Annotated in this window: 13 protein-coding genes and 1 pseudogene; 6 read left to right on the plus strand and 8 right to left on the minus strand. The window is 38.8% G+C overall.

Features of this window, described 5'->3' with window-relative positions:
* The first annotated feature begins 339 nt into the window (after positions 1–339).
* Positions 340–1,161, plus strand: coding sequence for a D-alanyl-D-alanine carboxypeptidase (locus ED605_RS06175; RefSeq protein WP_121978025.1), 822 nt, complete (start codon positions 340–342; stop codon positions 1,159–1,161).
* A gap of 348 nt (positions 1,162–1,509) precedes the next feature.
* Here the strand turns inward: ED605_RS06175 and ED605_RS06180 are convergent, their stop codons facing one another.
* Complete coding sequence (locus ED605_RS06180) at positions 1,510–2,040, minus strand: DUF3278 domain-containing protein (RefSeq protein ID WP_121978026.1); 531 nt, start codon at positions 2,038–2,040, stop codon at positions 1,510–1,512.
* A 431-nt stretch (positions 2,041–2,471) separates the two neighbouring features.
* On the minus strand, positions 2,472–2,762 hold the full coding sequence (locus ED605_RS06185) for a hypothetical protein (protein ID WP_121978027.1): 291 nt from the start codon (positions 2,760–2,762) through the stop codon (positions 2,472–2,474).
* Positions 2,763–3,314: 552 nt separating this feature from the next.
* Between ED605_RS06185 and ED605_RS06190 the strand changes: the two genes are divergently transcribed.
* From ED605_RS06190 to ED605_RS06200, 3 genes are all read left to right on the plus strand, one after another.
* A complete protein-coding gene (locus ED605_RS06190) occupies positions 3,315–3,971 on the plus strand; it encodes a helix-turn-helix domain-containing protein (RefSeq protein ID WP_121978028.1) in 657 nt (218 codons plus the stop codon).
* Positions 3,972–4,622: 651 nt separating this feature from the next.
* Positions 4,623–5,255, plus strand: coding sequence for a helix-turn-helix transcriptional regulator (locus tag ED605_RS06195; protein ID WP_121978029.1), 633 nt, complete (start codon positions 4,623–4,625; stop codon positions 5,253–5,255).
* Positions 5,256–5,495: 240 nt separating this feature from the next.
* Complete coding sequence (locus ED605_RS06200) at positions 5,496–6,143, plus strand: helix-turn-helix transcriptional regulator (RefSeq protein WP_121978030.1); 648 nt, start codon at positions 5,496–5,498, stop codon at positions 6,141–6,143.
* A gap of 171 nt (positions 6,144–6,314) precedes the next feature.
* On the opposite strand, the gene ED605_RS06205 is transcribed toward ED605_RS06200, so the two are convergent.
* From ED605_RS06205 to ED605_RS06225, 5 genes and pseudogenes are all read right to left on the minus strand, one after another.
* The gene (locus ED605_RS06205) at positions 6,315–7,007 is read right to left on the minus strand and encodes a glycerophosphodiester phosphodiesterase family protein (protein WP_121978031.1); all 693 of its coding nucleotides are present in this window, start codon (positions 7,005–7,007) and stop codon (positions 6,315–6,317) included.
* A gap of 74 nt (positions 7,008–7,081) precedes the next feature.
* Positions 7,082–8,452 (minus strand): ABC transporter substrate-binding protein, encoded by a 1,371-nt coding sequence (locus ED605_RS06210; RefSeq protein ID WP_121978032.1) that lies wholly within the window; start codon positions 8,450–8,452, stop codon positions 7,082–7,084.
* The gene (locus ED605_RS06215) at positions 8,449–9,279 is read right to left on the minus strand and encodes a carbohydrate ABC transporter permease (RefSeq protein ID WP_121978033.1); all 831 of its coding nucleotides are present in this window, start codon (positions 9,277–9,279) and stop codon (positions 8,449–8,451) included. The genes ED605_RS06210 and ED605_RS06215 overlap by 4 nt, the downstream gene beginning before the upstream one ends.
* Positions 9,279–10,241: a carbohydrate ABC transporter permease gene (locus tag ED605_RS06220; protein WP_121978034.1), complete on the minus strand. Its 963-nt coding sequence runs from the start codon at positions 10,239–10,241 to the stop codon at positions 9,279–9,281. Before ED605_RS06220 ends, ED605_RS06215 begins: the two co-directional genes overlap by 1 nt.
* Positions 10,234–11,329, minus strand: a pseudogene (locus ED605_RS06225) (ABC transporter ATP-binding protein). Before ED605_RS06225 ends, ED605_RS06220 begins: the two are co-directional and overlap by 8 nt.
* A gap of 266 nt (positions 11,330–11,595) precedes the next feature.
* Here ED605_RS06225 and ED605_RS06230 point away from each other — a divergent pair.
* A complete protein-coding gene (locus ED605_RS06230) occupies positions 11,596–12,840 on the plus strand; it encodes a CPBP family intramembrane glutamic endopeptidase (protein ID WP_121978035.1) in 1,245 nt (414 codons plus the stop codon).
* A 182-nt stretch (positions 12,841–13,022) separates the two neighbouring features.
* On the opposite strand, the gene ED605_RS06235 is transcribed toward ED605_RS06230, so the two are convergent.
* A complete protein-coding gene (locus ED605_RS06235; protein WP_121978036.1) occupies positions 13,023–13,718 on the minus strand; it encodes an XRE family transcriptional regulator in 696 nt (231 codons plus the stop codon).
* 285 nt (positions 13,719–14,003) lie between these two features.
* On the opposite strand from ED605_RS06235, the gene ED605_RS06240 reads away from it, so the two are divergent.
* On the plus strand, positions 14,004–15,134 hold the full coding sequence (locus tag ED605_RS06240; RefSeq protein WP_121978037.1) for a helveticin J family class III bacteriocin: 1,131 nt from the start codon (positions 14,004–14,006) through the stop codon (positions 15,132–15,134).
* The last annotated feature ends 52 nt before the right edge of the window (positions 15,135–15,186 follow it).

Below are 15,186 nucleotides of genomic sequence, written 5' to 3' on the forward strand. Positions count from 1 at the left end.
ATGGTTGGTTTAGTTGTCGATTCTACCATGATAAGTATTACAAAAGACTAATTTTTTTAAAGAAAGCGGCAAAGCATTTAGGACCCTATAGCCTGACAACTCCGCAAAGGATTGCCAAAATCAAGCAAACCTTGCTGGCTAAAGGCTTCACTAAAAGTAAACGTGACGCCATGCATGACTATGTGATTAGCATTTACATGTCTAACCCTAACGTTTTGTGGAAAGAGGTCACTTGGAGTCTAAGCAAGTCGTTGTGACTTATGATCACAAACTTTTTAACCATTAAACTAAAAAACTCGTAAAATTGAGGTAGATACAACTCGGGGGAGGAAAATAACAATGTCTAACAAATTAATTAAGTTCGTCGCCAGTTGCATCCTGACAATTGGCATTGGGATCACCATTCAAGCAAATCCGGTTCACGCCAATGTTTTATTTGGTGACTGGACTAATTTTCGTGATTCATGGATGGCTTATGGCATCAATCAAAAAACGGTTAAAGCCCACAATGCCTATATCTGGAATTTAAACCATACCAAACGGATTCATAATTTAAACAACTATAAAAATACGACTTGGTATACGATGATGGCCTTTACCCGAACCAAAAGTAACAAAGGACCAATTTATTATAAAATTTCTAACGGCACTAATATCACCGGGGTCGTTTACAATAAATACCTCACCAAATATTACGCTGAAGAGCCCAAAACCTTCCAAACAGATGATCAATACCTGCACTATCTGAAAACGGCCCCCTCACAAAAATTAGCGCGCGGTGTGATGCGTTTGTTTCCCAATAGTCACGTTAGTCTAAAGCTTTCACAGATTGCTTCAGATCAGTATGACTCAGGAAACGAAACCCTAGTAAATGCCGACTATACTGATGTTCAAACCACCATTTACCGAAACGCCTTTAGTGTTTTAGAAGCTTGGCTAACCAAGAAGACGGCTACTCAGCGAATTGCAAATTTTGAAAAATATTTAAATTCAATTGGTTACGACCAGGCTAAGCGAGCTTCGATGAGTGATTATCAACTGGGACTCTTTATTCGTGATAATGTTGGCATTGGACGGCCGTCAACTCAACTCCCAATTGAAAAAACAACCGATGACGCTGCTTCCGTAAGTTATCAAGTTCTGTTAGCTAAAGAAAAATAATGCTGATTCAATAGCTGCCAACTTAAAATACTGTGTAGTTTACCGATGTTTTAAACAGGTACTAAGCGGATCTTTTCTGATAGTACGTATTTGGGTCTAGGCAGCCAGTCATTTTTCCTGTATGATACATAGAAGGAGCTCCTTTCTGTATTTTTTGTTTTTCTTGGTCGATAAACAGCTTTACAGGTGGAATTCCTGTTTTTGTATTCTTTTTTAATTCTATTTTCTAGACTGCCGGAAAAATAGGCGGATCAAAAACGGCAAATAATTCCGACAACCGTGAGGACGTTGCTGAAATCATTTGCTGTTTTTGGTTAATATAAATTCGAAATTGTGTACTGATCGACACTAAATTCTTTTCTTTAATCGCAGTTTTTTTGACACATACATGCCTAATCCAAAGATTATACCGGCTAAGATGACCGTCCAATAACTATGAAAAGATTGAAGGCCTTGAGTGAAGCTAATTCCGTCAAAGAACCAATCCAATCCTCTTTGGACAAACCACATGTATATTCCAAATTCGATTCCTGCTTTAATAGCCCACCATCTAATTCCCTTTAAAACCTGAGGATAATTCTCAGGAGAAACTTCTTTGTCATTTAAATGAAGTTTATTCGTGGCTGGCAGAATGTAGCCGGCGGTGAGAATAAGCGTAAACAAAATGTTTATAAATATAAAGCTAATCAAAACGTTTAATGGATGAGTTGTTGCAAGAAAAGCCATAACTATATTAGACACCAACATGTAGCCAAATGAAATCAGAAATGCATTATTTCCAATTCTATTAACTTGCTTACGCTGGTAATCATTTAACGGTGAATCTATACCATAGAAGCGCCTAATGATTTTTTCCCATAAACTTTCTTTTTGTTGCATGATTGATTTACCTCCTTGAAATTGCCATAACAGTTCGCTAGTTACCCACAGATTCCGGATCTTGCAAAGTCATTTGTGCTTCAACATAATCATTAAACTAATCAGTTTTAACAAATCCATTAGTCGGATTTTAGCTCATCCTTTGCTCATACTCCGAATTGGTGATCTTAGTAACTTTCGCCCTACAATTTACAGCTGCATTGTCTTCTGCTGAAGCAAGATAACCTGCTAGGGTAAAAGTCCGTTAAAAAAACAATTAGCCACTTAAAAACAATCGCATGTGCTGCTTAATGTTGCTGTGAAGATTTTCTTTAGCTTTGTGTTCAACCTTCATTATTAATCCACTCCTTTCAAAGTGCCTTTTGCAATCCGTTACACAAACACTGTTCGGTATAAGAATTTCTCTGGCTATTTGTTGTACTTTAATGCACTTAAAACAATGCTCGAAAAACGCCTACTAAGAAAAGTGCCAGAAAACAACCTTGAATTACTGTAACGGATAATATTCCATCATATTTGCCAAGTTGATTGAATATTATCCCGTTAATGGATATGGAAAATGTTACGGCAAGAATCAGCACCATAGTCAATCCAATTATTTCTAAAATATTATTTGGGACCCCAAGTGGAAGAATAATTCCCATAGACAACAAGCAGAACGCATCAATTAATCCCCAAATAAAAACCTGTTTCGCAGTTGGATGGATAAAGACTTTTTTCATAATATAGCCGCACCCCTTTACATAAAATTACTCCTACGCTGGTTTATCTTCTCTTGATTCAAACTCGCAAACGCCTTTCTTTGCACTCTTCTAGAGAATTATACGAGCCAACAAACTTGTTTATTAATTTATCCCAGATATTAAAAACAAGCTGCAAATCAAAAGGCTCAATGAAGTAGTTATAAAGAACAGCCAAAATGCTACTGATGATTCAGGATCGATCAATGAATGACCTTTTGACTGTAAAAACGGAAATATATGATACCTTTGAATTAATTTCGTGTTTATATAATTCGCCAAGATAAGAAGTCCCATTGCAAAAACAAAAATTATGATAAACATAGCATCAACATTCCTTAATTAGCTTCTAACTTAATAGTCATCAATAACACCCAAATTTAATGGTGCCGTCCTTCGATCGATAAATTTAATTTACCCGACAATAACCAAAAAATCAACGATTCCTGTGTCTGTAATAACCAGACACTAGGTTTGACGGGGGCTTATATTTGTTACATAATTATAAAAAACCTGTTGTGAGAGGGATTTAACGTGGATATTTCAGATAAACTAAGACAATACCGGAAACAAAATAATTTGACTCAAAAAGAGCTTGCTGACAAACTTCACCTATCTAGAAAGACAATTTCTGGATGGGAAAATGGTCGAGGTTACCCAGATATAAAAAGTATTACGCAATTAAGTGAAATATTTGGCGTTTCAGTTGATGATTTGTTAAAAGATGATAACCTGTTAGAGCACTATAATGAACAGAATAAACAGAGTGAGCGAGCAGAAAAGATAGTCAAAATTACATATTATTTGAATTTAACTTTAATCTTGATACTTTATTGCAACCTGTTTGATCTCCTGATTATCAACACTTCTTTATTTTTACTTCTTTTACTTACAAATCTAGTGATATTCTTTTCAACCTATTCTGATTGGGATAGGTTTAAGAAAAATAAGCGATCATTAAAGGCCGTAATTGCTTTTGTAGTGTTACTTATGGTCAATTCCAGCGTAGTGCCATTAAATAGCGAATTCTTTCGGTTACTTGCAGTTAATAACCAAGCGGAAAAATTGGGCGTTATCACGGGAGAGATTCTTATTATCTTACTTCTATCGATTTGCCTAACGCTAATTTTCTGTTTCTATCCTCGTAAACAACAGAGAAAAAGGAATTCTAACAATTCAGCTAAAAATTAGTGTTGAAATAACTTGGTTAAAAGAGGCCTTTAATTTTCAAACTCCTTAAAGCAGGCTAGGTAACTGTGCACCAGCAGCTGAATAATATTTTTCTTCTCCAATTTCTTTTTAATCCCTTACGTATTGCTACAAAGTGATTTTAAAGAAATAGGAAAATTTGAAGGATTTGGCTTACCAATACAATCAGAAGCCAGGTTCTCTTCACGTAAACCATCAAAATTCATAAATGACACTTCCCCTTTCAAATTAGCGCTATCCATTTATCAACAGTTTCGCGAAAACTAATTGACGATCATAGTATCTCCCCATATCGCCAAAAAGGCTAGCTAATAACAATAGACATTGATAAATTAGGCTTCGCTACAAAGATTAGACATTAGATGTTGTCTTTTAAATATCGGAAACTGGTTTCCGTTCCGGTTACCATTATTAGTTTGCCGTCCATGTCGACCTTTGATTAATAAATTACTTTATTCGAATTATTAAGTTTCACTACTGTGCCATAAATTTGATAATTAAACATTCTCTCTTTTATTTGAATATAATTAGCGAAAATATCTAATCTATTCATAATTTGGTGCGACACGATGCAACGTTATGATTTATAATTAATTTATAAAGAGCTAATTCTTATTTTATGGGGTGATAACTATGGGCGATTTAGCAAATAAACTAAAAAGATATCGTGCAAAAAAGGGATTAACTCAAGCCGCATTAGCAGAAAAATTATCAATTTCCAGAAAAACTGTTTCGAGTTGGGAAAATGGCCATAGTTTCCCCAAGTTTTCGACTATTATTCAGCTAAGCAAAGTTTTTGGAATTAAAGTTGACGATCTTCTAAAGGGTGATGAAAAAGTAATTGAGCACTTTAACAAACAGGATAAGCAAGTAAGAAAAGATAAAAGAATTTTAAAAGTGTGTTATTACCTAAACACCTTCTTGCTAATCCTAAGCTACGTTAATATGTTCAAACCCTTTGGATTCCACAGTTCATTAATCTCTTTAACCCTAATTGGCAATATGATCATCTTCTTTTCACAATATTCAAATTGGAAACTTTTTAAAAAGAAAGAACAACTAACTAGACTTGTTATTGGTTTTTTCCTATTTTTATTCTTAAACTCCACTACCATGATATTCAATGTTAGTTTTCAAAGAACCTTAGTTCCGGGTGATGCTATTGCAATTATTGGTGCATCAAGCGGTGAGTTTACCTTAATTCTATTTATTACCATTAGCTGGACATTGGCCGTCTTTTTTCGATCTGCTAAAAAGAACAAATAACATTATTAAAACATTAAGTTTCTGTCTGATTCTATACACAAGTTTACTTAAAAGGGCTCCTTTAAAATAAACATGAACATTTAAAACTTAAGATGTCACTGAATTTTCCTACAAAGATCAAACAACAAAAAGTACTATATGGATTTTTCAGTTTTCGATTAAGGTTTGCAAAACAGGAAACCCCAAACTGTATATTTAACATGTTCTACCACAACACTATTTATTATGAAGGTGGCAGTTATGACCGAATTATCAAACAAAATAAAACAATATCGCAAAGAGAAACATTTAACTCAAAAAGACTTGGCTGAAAAAATGTTTGTTTCTAGAAAACTAATTTCAAGCTGGGAAAATGGGCACAGTTTCCCAGACTTCCAAGCTATGATTCGATTAAGTGAAATCTTTCAGATTAAAATTGATGACCTTTTAAAAAATGATAATAAAGTAATTGAGCATTTTGATGAACAAGACGAACAGGCAAAAAAGGATAGACACACTTTGCATATCTGTTATAACTTAAACTTTTTGTTTTTAGTTTTGTCTTATATTGATATGTTCAGACCCTTTGGATTCCATGCATCAATAATTCCTCTAAGTCTAATTATCAATATGTTTGTCTTCTTTTCCCATTACTCAGATTGGGATTCTTTTAAAAAAAGTCGAAAAGTAGTTTTATCCATCATCACTTTTATTGTATTTTTGTTGATGAACACATACTCAATGGCTCTTAACTTTAATTTTCAAAAATCTTTAAATCCTAACGACGTCATTGGAACCTTCGGAGCTGCAGCAGAGGAGTTCATACTGATCCTATTTATCACCTTTAGCATAACTTTAGCGATTTTCTTTCACCCCGCTAAGGAAAAACGACAACGCAAAAATAAATGATTCCGATTGACGATGAATTAATATTGTGCAAAAACACAAAGCGACATGGCCTGCAAAATATCAAGGTCATGTCGCTAAAAATACATAAGAATTTGTTTAATCCGTTTCTATCATTAAGCTGTTTTAGGCCATTTTGACAGATAACCGATTATTGAATTAATCGTCTAATTGCTAAACCAACACGCTGGACTTAACATTCTTAGCCATTTCGAAATTATCGGTGATGATCCCCGCCACATGGTCCGCTAACAAAGCGCGTTGCTTCTTGGGATCATCGATTGTCCAGATCCGCTCTTTAATGTTTCGCAATGGCTGATAATGACTGAGATGTAATCCTGCCAAGTGAGCCTCAATCATTAAATCACGGGGATGTTTCAAAATGTGATTGGATAACAGGCAATATTGCTGACTGGGATCTACCCGGTAAGCATCCTTTAGTGTCTGCAATGAAAATGACGAGTAAATCACTGGGTGAGCCAAATTATATTCTTTGACCATGTCCAAAACAATCCGCTCGATGTTTGGATAGTGAATCTTGTTGGTCTTGAATTCCAAATTTAGGTAAACTGGTTTTTGACTCACCAGCGATAGCAAGTCCCTCAAACTGGGGATCGTTTCACCATTTCGTAACTGAAACTGTTGTAATTGTTGATACGTGTAATCCCGAATCTTCCCCCGACCGTTAGTGGTTCGGTTAATTTTTTCATCATGCATAATTACCGGGATGTTGTCCTTAGTTAGGTGAACATCAAATTCCAACCCATCAACACCATGCTCAACTGCATAAGCGAACCCACTTAACGAATTTTCCGGAAACTTGTATGGATAACCACGATGCCCAAAAATCAACGTTTCATTTGTCATTTTGAGGATACTCCTTTTTAAAATCAACCCTTAATCAAATTCTCTCATTTAATCGCTTTTGTCCGCTCACTTGCTCACTTATAATTATTATTCGCTCGATTCGTGGTCTTCAAATTAGCATTCATGCCACGACTGGCTGTTGATAATGCTTTGGAGATACTACCACCGTCATAAACGGTTTCCATCGACGTCTCCTCCAGCTCTCGAGTTAACTGCATCCCCTCCATCAAAATTCCTGAGTTGGTGTGGTTCGGCTTGGCAGCCGCTAACTGTTCACCAGGAACCCTAGCTTCTGGTTGCTTTTTATACAAGCTCTTTAAAGCCGGCTGACTTTGCGACTTGCTGTTAAGCGCCAGATAACCAGTGGCCTTTTGCCAATTAGCCTGACTGTCCGGTCGTTCTGCATACTTGATAAATTCAAAGGCGCCTTTTTGAACTTTAGATGGTTTATCATTTGAAATCCAAAGTGCCGCACCACCAATCCCGACTCCGTTGGCTTTTTTGCCATCGGGATGTGGGAAGTATGAAATTCCCAGCTTATTTTTATTACCGGTCGTTAACTGGCCAATGTAAGCTGATGATTGAACAAAGATACCTAGTTTCCCGGCAAGAAAAGCTGCGATTTCATTAGTTTCCGCACTGGCACCGGATCCGTAGTTCACAAAATCGCCCGATTTAATATTGGTTCGAATCCATTTCAGGTAATTAACCGTCGTTGGATTTTTTAAATTAATTTTTGTCGGATTACCGGTGTGTCCATCCCCGTGATTAACCAGCGACGTTTTCGCGTTCGCCAAAGCTTCTTCCATTAACCAGCCGTAAATTTCCATCGTCATCCCCTTTACCTGATGATGCGACCGCTTATAAAGTTGTTCGGCTACCCGGGTGACATCACTGTAACTCGGTGATTTAGCTGGTGGTGTAATGTGATATTTCTTCAACAGACTGGCATTATAATAAAGAACCGGCTGAGAGGTGTTAAACGGCATTGCCAACTGCTGACCCTTGTTTGAATAAAATGATCGGGCAACTGGTGAAATGTCTTTTACGTTGTAGTTCTCCTTGTCAATAAACTTCTGAACCGGCGTCGTGTACTTGCTGTGCATCATTTGGGCCGTTGAAATATCAAAGGACTGAAACAACGCCGGCGAAGCATTTGAGCCATGGCTTTGAATAATCTTTTGAACGGCTTCGTCATAGGCGCCTTCATACTGAGGAATGACTTCGTATTTATTCTGCGATTTATTAAACTTATCAACCATTTGGTCCAGCGCGACTTCAGCGGGACCGCCCATTTCGTGCCAAAAAACAATCGGTGTTCGACCAGCTTTAGCAGAGGTTTGTTTATGTGCCGATGTATAAACCAACGCGCCCATCGCTACAACCACGACCACTAGGACCGGCCAAAAGTGGGCTCTTAAAAAGGCTGTCACTTTTTGAATCATTTAACCGCACCTTCATTCATTCCGGATTTGAAGTAATGCTGACCAACAAATAGAACAATCAAAGTTGGAATGACTACGATTGCTGCCGTTGCTTGAATCATTCCCCAATCATTGAAAGTTTCTTCAGATTGCAGTTGTCGCAGTCCATTTTGAACGGGCCGAAAAGCATTACTGAAGGTCGTCAACATTGGCCACAGATATTGATTCCATGCACCCAAGAAACTGTATGCACCAAGTGTAATTAGGCTAATCCGATTATACGGCAGCACCATTTTCCAATAAAATTGAAAGTGGCCCAATCCTTCGATATCCGCTGCTTCCTTTAGTTCAGCCGGCATTTGCATGAAGGATTGCCGTAACATAAACGTTCCAAAGGCAGAGGTTAAAAACGGCACAATCATGGCCGAATAGGTATTTAATAGGCCCATTCCTTTAATGGTCATGAAGTTTGGAATAATTTCAGCTTCAAATGGCAGCATCATCGTTGCCAAAAAGAGGATAAACAGTACTTTTCGACCTTTAAATCGAAGAAATACAAAGGCATAAGCACTCATTGAGCAAAAGATGAGTTGCGCAATGGTCGTAATAGTAGAAATCCATAAACTATTTCCCAAATATTGAAGAATCGGTGTTTGTTTAAAGGCATTTACATAGTTGGTCAAAGAAATATGAAGACTTAGAAAATTTCCTTTTGCAATATCCATAGTGGGTAAGAGACTGGTCCAAAGACCGATCAGAAACGGCCCTAACACCACAACGGTTAAAATAATTAGTAAGACATAATTCAAAATTTTTTGAGGTAACTTTTGTTTCGCAACCATTTCCATCAGTAGTTCACCCGCTTTTCCAAAACTTTGAACTGAATCAACGTGAAGATGGCAATAATAATCGTTAAGATTAACGACTCCGCACTGGCTTGAGCATAATTACCACTATAGAAAGCGTCCTTATAGATTCGATAAACCAGCATGTTAGTCGCGTTGGTTGGACCGCCTTTAGTCATTAGGTCAATTAAGCCGAAGCTCTTAAAGCCTTCAATTAATGTGATAATCGACACGAAGAACAAGGTTGGTGAAATCATTGGGATCGTGATGTGAAATAACTGGTGACGCGGTGTGGCCCCTTCGATACTGGCGGCTTCATATAGTGTTGTTGGTACCGACTGCATGGCACCCAGTAAAATCAAAAAGGTAAAGCCCAGGTTCATCCAAACCGTTGTAATAATAACTGCCAACATGGCCCAACCGGGATCCGTCAACCAATTGATTTGTGGTAAATGAAGCCAAGTGCTAACCAGTGATAGGAATCCGGTTGATGGGTTAAAAATAAATAGCCAGAAGATTGCCGCTACTGAAACCGAAACCCCCATGGTGGCTGAGAATAGCGTCCGGAAGATTCCAATGCCGGCAAGTTGCTTATTCGCGTAATTGGCCAAAATTAGTCCAAGAACAATCGTAATTGCCGTAACGGCCAAAACATAGACCATAGTCACGCCCAAACTGGAAAGATAATCGGCCGACGTTAACAAACTAATGTAGTTTGACAAGCCAACAAAGACCGTTGGTTTACCAACCGTGTTTGTCAAAAATAGACTTAAGTAAAGGGTTCGAAACATTGGATAAAATATGAAAACACCCAGAATTAGCAGTGAGGGTCCTAAAAAGATCCATGCATAATATTTATCCTTCGCATTTAACCAAAAGCCGGCTTCACTTTTTGCCGCTTTTGAATTCGTTTTATGAGAAGCAACTGGGGTTGTTGAAGAATGAGTGGCAGGTGATTTAAGCATTGGCAACCGCCTCCTTCGCCAAATCAATTCGTTGACCCTGATCATCAAAGAATAATAGGTGAGAACCGATGCCGACTTTAACTGGCTCATACCCCCGGAAACTGACTTGACCGGGTAGTACAATGCGGACATCACCACCGCTATTTAGGGGTGGCGTAAACAATCGTTTCATTTCCTAAAAATTCAGTATTTTTCACCACCGCATTGGCATCTACTGATGAGGCTGCTGATGAAACGGTCATCTCATCCGGTCGAACGCCAACTCGCAATTGATCACGGGGAACTTCTTCATCCAAAGCCAATTGCAGATCATTTGAACCGATGGTTAATAAATGATGATTTTTTGCTGAGCGTTTGGCCGACAAAATATTGATTTGTGGGGTGCCAAAGAATTGCGCCACAAATTCGTTTTCTGGATTTTGATAAATTTCCGAAGGCGTCCCAATCTGTTGAACATGCTGATCATTTAATACCATGATGTGATCGGCCATGGTCATCGCTTCGACCTGGTCGTGTGTCACGTAAATCAACGTTAAACCTAATTTCCGCTGCAACTGATAAATCTCCTGACGCATTTTAATCCGAAGTTGCGCATCCAAGTTCGACAGCGGTTCGTCCATCAAACAAATTTCTGCATCACTGGCAACTGCTCGGGCCAAAGCAACCCGTTGACGTTGACCACCTGACAATTCACGCGGTTTTCGTTTGCTAAAGTCAGTTAGATTAACCATTTTCAAAGCATGTTCCACCCGCTGCTGGACATCGGACTGGCTCAGCTTTCGGGCCTTCAACCCAAAGGCCACGTTATCCCAAACACTTAGAAACGGATATAATGCGTAATTTTGAAATACCATGGTTAATTTTCGGGCTTTTGGTGGTAATTCATTGACAACCTGATCATTGATTCGCACCTCGCCATCCGTAATTGGCGTCAAGCCGGCGATCATTCGTAACAACGTACTTTTTCCACAACCAGAGGGTCCAACAATCACGAAAAACTCGCCGGTTTGAACCTCGGCTGAAACATTTTCCAATACTTTCGTTTGTTGATCATAATCTTTTCGAACATTTCTCAACGAAATTGACACATTGACTCACCTCAACTTAGTTATTTTAACTACATCATCATTGTGGCAGTTCAATGTAAAACCTATGTTGAAAGAGTGTAAAAGTGATGTAAAGAGTTGAAAAGATGCCAAGCATCCCCATATGTTCTAATGAAAATACTTGGCGTTTATGTACAACATGGCGTTAAAAAGCAATCTTATGAATTGTTTTCAGAAAAAGATGATCTATAATTAAATAGGCATTGAAATATAGTGAAACACACAAATTTAAGGAGTGATTCATCAACATGAAAACTTTGACAACCAATCGTGATCGGACACTATCGCTGATTTTTAAAGTGCAGTGTCTATTGATTTTCATTACTTTAACTGGGAACCTTTGGTTGAATTTTCAAAATAGCTTAAGTGATTTTGGCGGCTTTTCTACCATTGTTATTTTGATATTGACTGCCCTATTAGGATTCTTAATTCCAAAGATTAGCCAACCGGCAACCAACTCACTCCTTAATCAGATCACTAAAACAGTTGTCCGCTTAATTGTAACGGCCTTTTTCCCAACTGCTGCATTCGCCAGTATTGCATTATTACTCCACCCACTAATTACTCAGGTTCATCTCACCAAGATGCCGATTATCTATCTCGCATTTTTAATGAGTCTTATTAACTTAATTCCATACTTAAAATTGTTATCAGCCAGTGAACCGCGTTCAATCACCAGAATGATGTTTATTTTCAGTTACCTATTTTATTTCCCAACTGCTTTTAACCAGTTAGAAATCTTAGGGTATGATGTTAGCGATCAATTTAACGTCTGGATAACCTTTAACCCGACCATTACCCTTTTAATTCTAGCGTACCTCTTTCTTTTTGCTTCGACTTTTTACATCATGATCCGCTGGGGATTCAGTCTGCCAAAACTCAAGCTCAATTCCAAAGTCAATTTTGGCTGGCTTATATTAATAATCGCCCCAACTCTCTTAGAATTAACGGAACCCGCCAGAAGTTGGCAAGGCTTATTGCACCATTTAACGCCCCATGTTGTAAGCGGCCCCATAACTTACCTGATTGTTATTATCATAACGGTTTGCTGCTACGAAGAAATCATTTTTCGGTACGCCCTATTATGGCCCTTATCGCAGACGAATAAACGACCGGCCAGCTTTTCTCAGATGACCAGCGGCATTCTCATAAGCAGTCTTTTGTTTAGTTTTTGGCACTTCACAAATCTTCAAACTAACGGCTTGACAGCCACACTCTTGCAGGTCGCTAGTGCAATTGGGACAGGCTTTATCTTGGCAACCATCTGTTTATATACTGGTACAATCTGGATTGGCGTTATTCTTCACAGCTTGATGGATTTAGTCTCCACAACCAGTGTTTCCAGCGTGTTCTCTCAGACACCGAATCTTTTCGAAACAGGCTTTATGTTAATTGTTGCCGGGATAGAAATAAGTTGCGCGATTCTCCTATTACTAAGCAAATCCAATCAACTAGCTTTTAGACAAACGATGAATCGAATTAAAATTAGTTGAAAGTTGCCATCAGTAATGGACACTGAGGGAATTCCACCCAACTAGCATTTGTTAAATAATATGCAACAAAATTTGGCGCATTTAGTTGAAGGGGTAATTGCGGAATTATTATTTGAATTTAAAAAGCGTCTCGCCATTAAGTTGACGAAACGCTTTTTAAACACTGGAAATGAATAAAATAGTTAGTTGTTTAAAGTCCCAATCACGACCCCCTTGATCGCAAAGGTTTCATTTCCTTGGACATCAATTGGGGCATACTTAGGATTTAGACTAATCAGCTGACAATCTTGAGCAGTCTTTTTCAACTTTTTAAGGTAACTGCGGCCATCGACATAGGCAATCACGATTTGGCCATTATCAGCATCCACCGCGGCCTTTGCCAGGGCGACCTGCTGATCGTGAAATTGCGGTTCCATGGAATCACCGTTAATTTTAACGGCATAGTCAAAGCGGGGCAGTTTACCCTGATAATTGATTTCATCACGTTCATCGGCGGCGAGTTCTTCCCCGGTTCCCGCCGAGACAACCCCATCCAGTTGCAAGATTTGAGCGGGCAATTGAGCAACTGAACGCGTTTGTTCAGTCTTGAGACGCTGGGCCAGTTGATAAACGCGTTGCTGATGAGCCGGGGTCAGCTGAGCATAAATTGGCATGATACTAGGACCTTGGTTCAATTGACTCAGATCACGTTGGAGCAAATCCGTTGCATCAACGGCAAATAAAGTCGCAATCTTTTCAATAATAGGTAATTTAGGGGTATATTTCCCCGCTTCCCATTCACTCACCGAGGCGACACTTTTGCGTCCCAGTCGGTGAGCTAATTCGGTTTGGTTCAAATGGTGCTGTTTTCGTAAGTAGCGTAAATTTTGGGCAAACATCCGATCAGCCTCCTTCTAAGTAGTTATATTATATCATAATTTCGCAAATACCGAATGTTTTCCTTGGTCTTAGTTTTACCGAAGCTTATATTAAAGACAGTTAGTAAAAATCATCCAAAGCGACTTAGTTTAAAATGCAAAACTCACTAAATTTGAAGGGAGTCAGCTAATGGGCCCAATTAATAAACACGCTCCAATTCAACGCACTAAACAATTTCTCAAAGATCATTCGTCTCGTCATTTATTGATGAGGCTTTTTTTCATTGGCGGAAAAGTGGCGGTGGTTTGGCGGTAAGTTGTCCGGAAGTGGTCGGTTTTAAGCGCGATAAAGACGATATGCTATCAGTGTCAAATCGATTTGATGCAATAACCGCTGATTTAATACCGGAGTTAAATTGGCCAACCAAAATAAATTTAAAGAAAGAAGTCATTATTATGTCAAGTAACGTCGATGCACATTTGAAATATCGGTTTAAAGGACTCCCCAAGAAGAACGTAGTTCAAAAAGTCTATGTTGGCTCAACTTATGTGTACGCCCTCCAATTGTTCAACGCCAACACGGATGTGGTCATTTCACGAGTTAGAAAAGATTCTGCCAGTGGCTTTAACCTCGACTTCTCAAACGCAGAGAAGATGTATCTCAAAAACTTTGGTCACGGCCAAACGTTTGAATACTTCAGTTACAATGGTCAGGCCTACTGGTGGATTGTGACCAAGGGAGCCGGCGATTCAGAGAATTGGGGCACGCAGGTCGGGCGGATTCAGTTTGAACCCAATACTGAAGACACCACAACCTATAATGGGAATACCAGTATTACCCGTTTATCAGCGCTCAGTACGGCGACGACCACTGGCAAAGCCTATGGTCACATTAAGCGAGTTGAGGCCGCTTTATCTTCAACGAATGCCCCAGTTTCGGGAGGAACAACCGACCGATTGTTATTGTTAGCTGGAATTGATACCAACAATAATGGGCACTTTACCCTTTACGATAATGATAAAGTAAACGCCATGCTTGATACGGTAGATGCTAACCACGGTCATATTCCTTGCAGCAAACTGAAATCAGCGTTGGTTTCAGATCCATACCGTCAGGTAGCCAACTTAGCATCAAAGCTAACCAGTAATTCGGTTCAGGGATATGATATCTCTGATGGCCGGGCAATCTATATCTCAAGCGGACAGCCTAAGCACGATGATCATAAAATTGACCAACCTGGAGTATCAAAATTTTATTGGAGCAATTCTAAGATCGTCAACCATAACTTGCGCAATACAAATTGGTCGGGAGTTAACACTGAAGCTGAAGGAATCCAAATTGCCAGTGATTTATATGTTGGCATTTCCTATCATAATGTAGAGGGAACAGCAACAACTGAGAATCGTCTCTACACCACGACAAAAGCATCCTGGTAATTAAGTAGGAGTGGCTGGGACATAAGTCGAAAAATGGTCGCAAATCAAAGGA

This window comes from Lentilactobacillus raoultii (genome assembly GCF_900411375.1).
Taxonomy (GTDB): domain Bacteria; phylum Bacillota; class Bacilli; order Lactobacillales; family Lactobacillaceae; genus Lentilactobacillus; species Lentilactobacillus raoultii.

What these genes read in the sequence shown, in the direction of transcription:
- ED605_RS06195 (WP_121978029.1), top strand. Translation starts at nt 4,623, where the DNA reads ATGGGCGATTTAGCAAATAAACTAAAAAGATATCGTGCAAAAAAGGGA.
- ED605_RS06205 (WP_121978031.1), bottom strand. Translation starts at nt 7,007, where the DNA reads ATGACAAATGAAACGTTGATTTTTGGGCATCGTGGTTATCCATACAAG.
- ED605_RS06210 (WP_121978032.1), bottom strand. Translation starts at nt 8,452, where the DNA reads ATGATTCAAAAAGTGACAGCCTTTTTAAGAGCCCACTTTTGGCCGGTC.
- ED605_RS06230 (WP_121978035.1), top strand. Translation starts at nt 11,596, where the DNA reads ATGAAAACTTTGACAACCAATCGTGATCGGACACTATCGCTGATTTTT.
- ED605_RS06175 (WP_121978025.1), top strand. Translation starts at nt 340, where the DNA reads ATGTCTAACAAATTAATTAAGTTCGTCGCCAGTTGCATCCTGACAATT.
- ED605_RS06220 (WP_121978034.1), bottom strand. Translation starts at nt 10,241, where the DNA reads ATGCTTAAATCACCTGCCACTCATTCTTCAACAACCCCAGTTGCTTCT.
- ED605_RS06185 (WP_121978027.1), bottom strand. Translation starts at nt 2,762, where the DNA reads ATGAAAAAAGTCTTTATCCATCCAACTGCGAAACAGGTTTTTATTTGG.
- ED605_RS06215 (WP_121978033.1), bottom strand. Translation starts at nt 9,279, where the DNA reads ATGGAAATGGTTGCGAAACAAAAGTTACCTCAAAAAATTTTGAATTAT.
- ED605_RS06180 (WP_121978026.1), bottom strand. Translation starts at nt 2,040, where the DNA reads ATGCAACAAAAAGAAAGTTTATGGGAAAAAATCATTAGGCGCTTCTAT.
- ED605_RS06235 (WP_121978036.1), bottom strand. Translation starts at nt 13,718, where the DNA reads ATGTTTGCCCAAAATTTACGCTACTTACGAAAACAGCACCATTTGAAC.
- ED605_RS06200 (WP_121978030.1), top strand. Translation starts at nt 5,496, where the DNA reads ATGACCGAATTATCAAACAAAATAAAACAATATCGCAAAGAGAAACAT.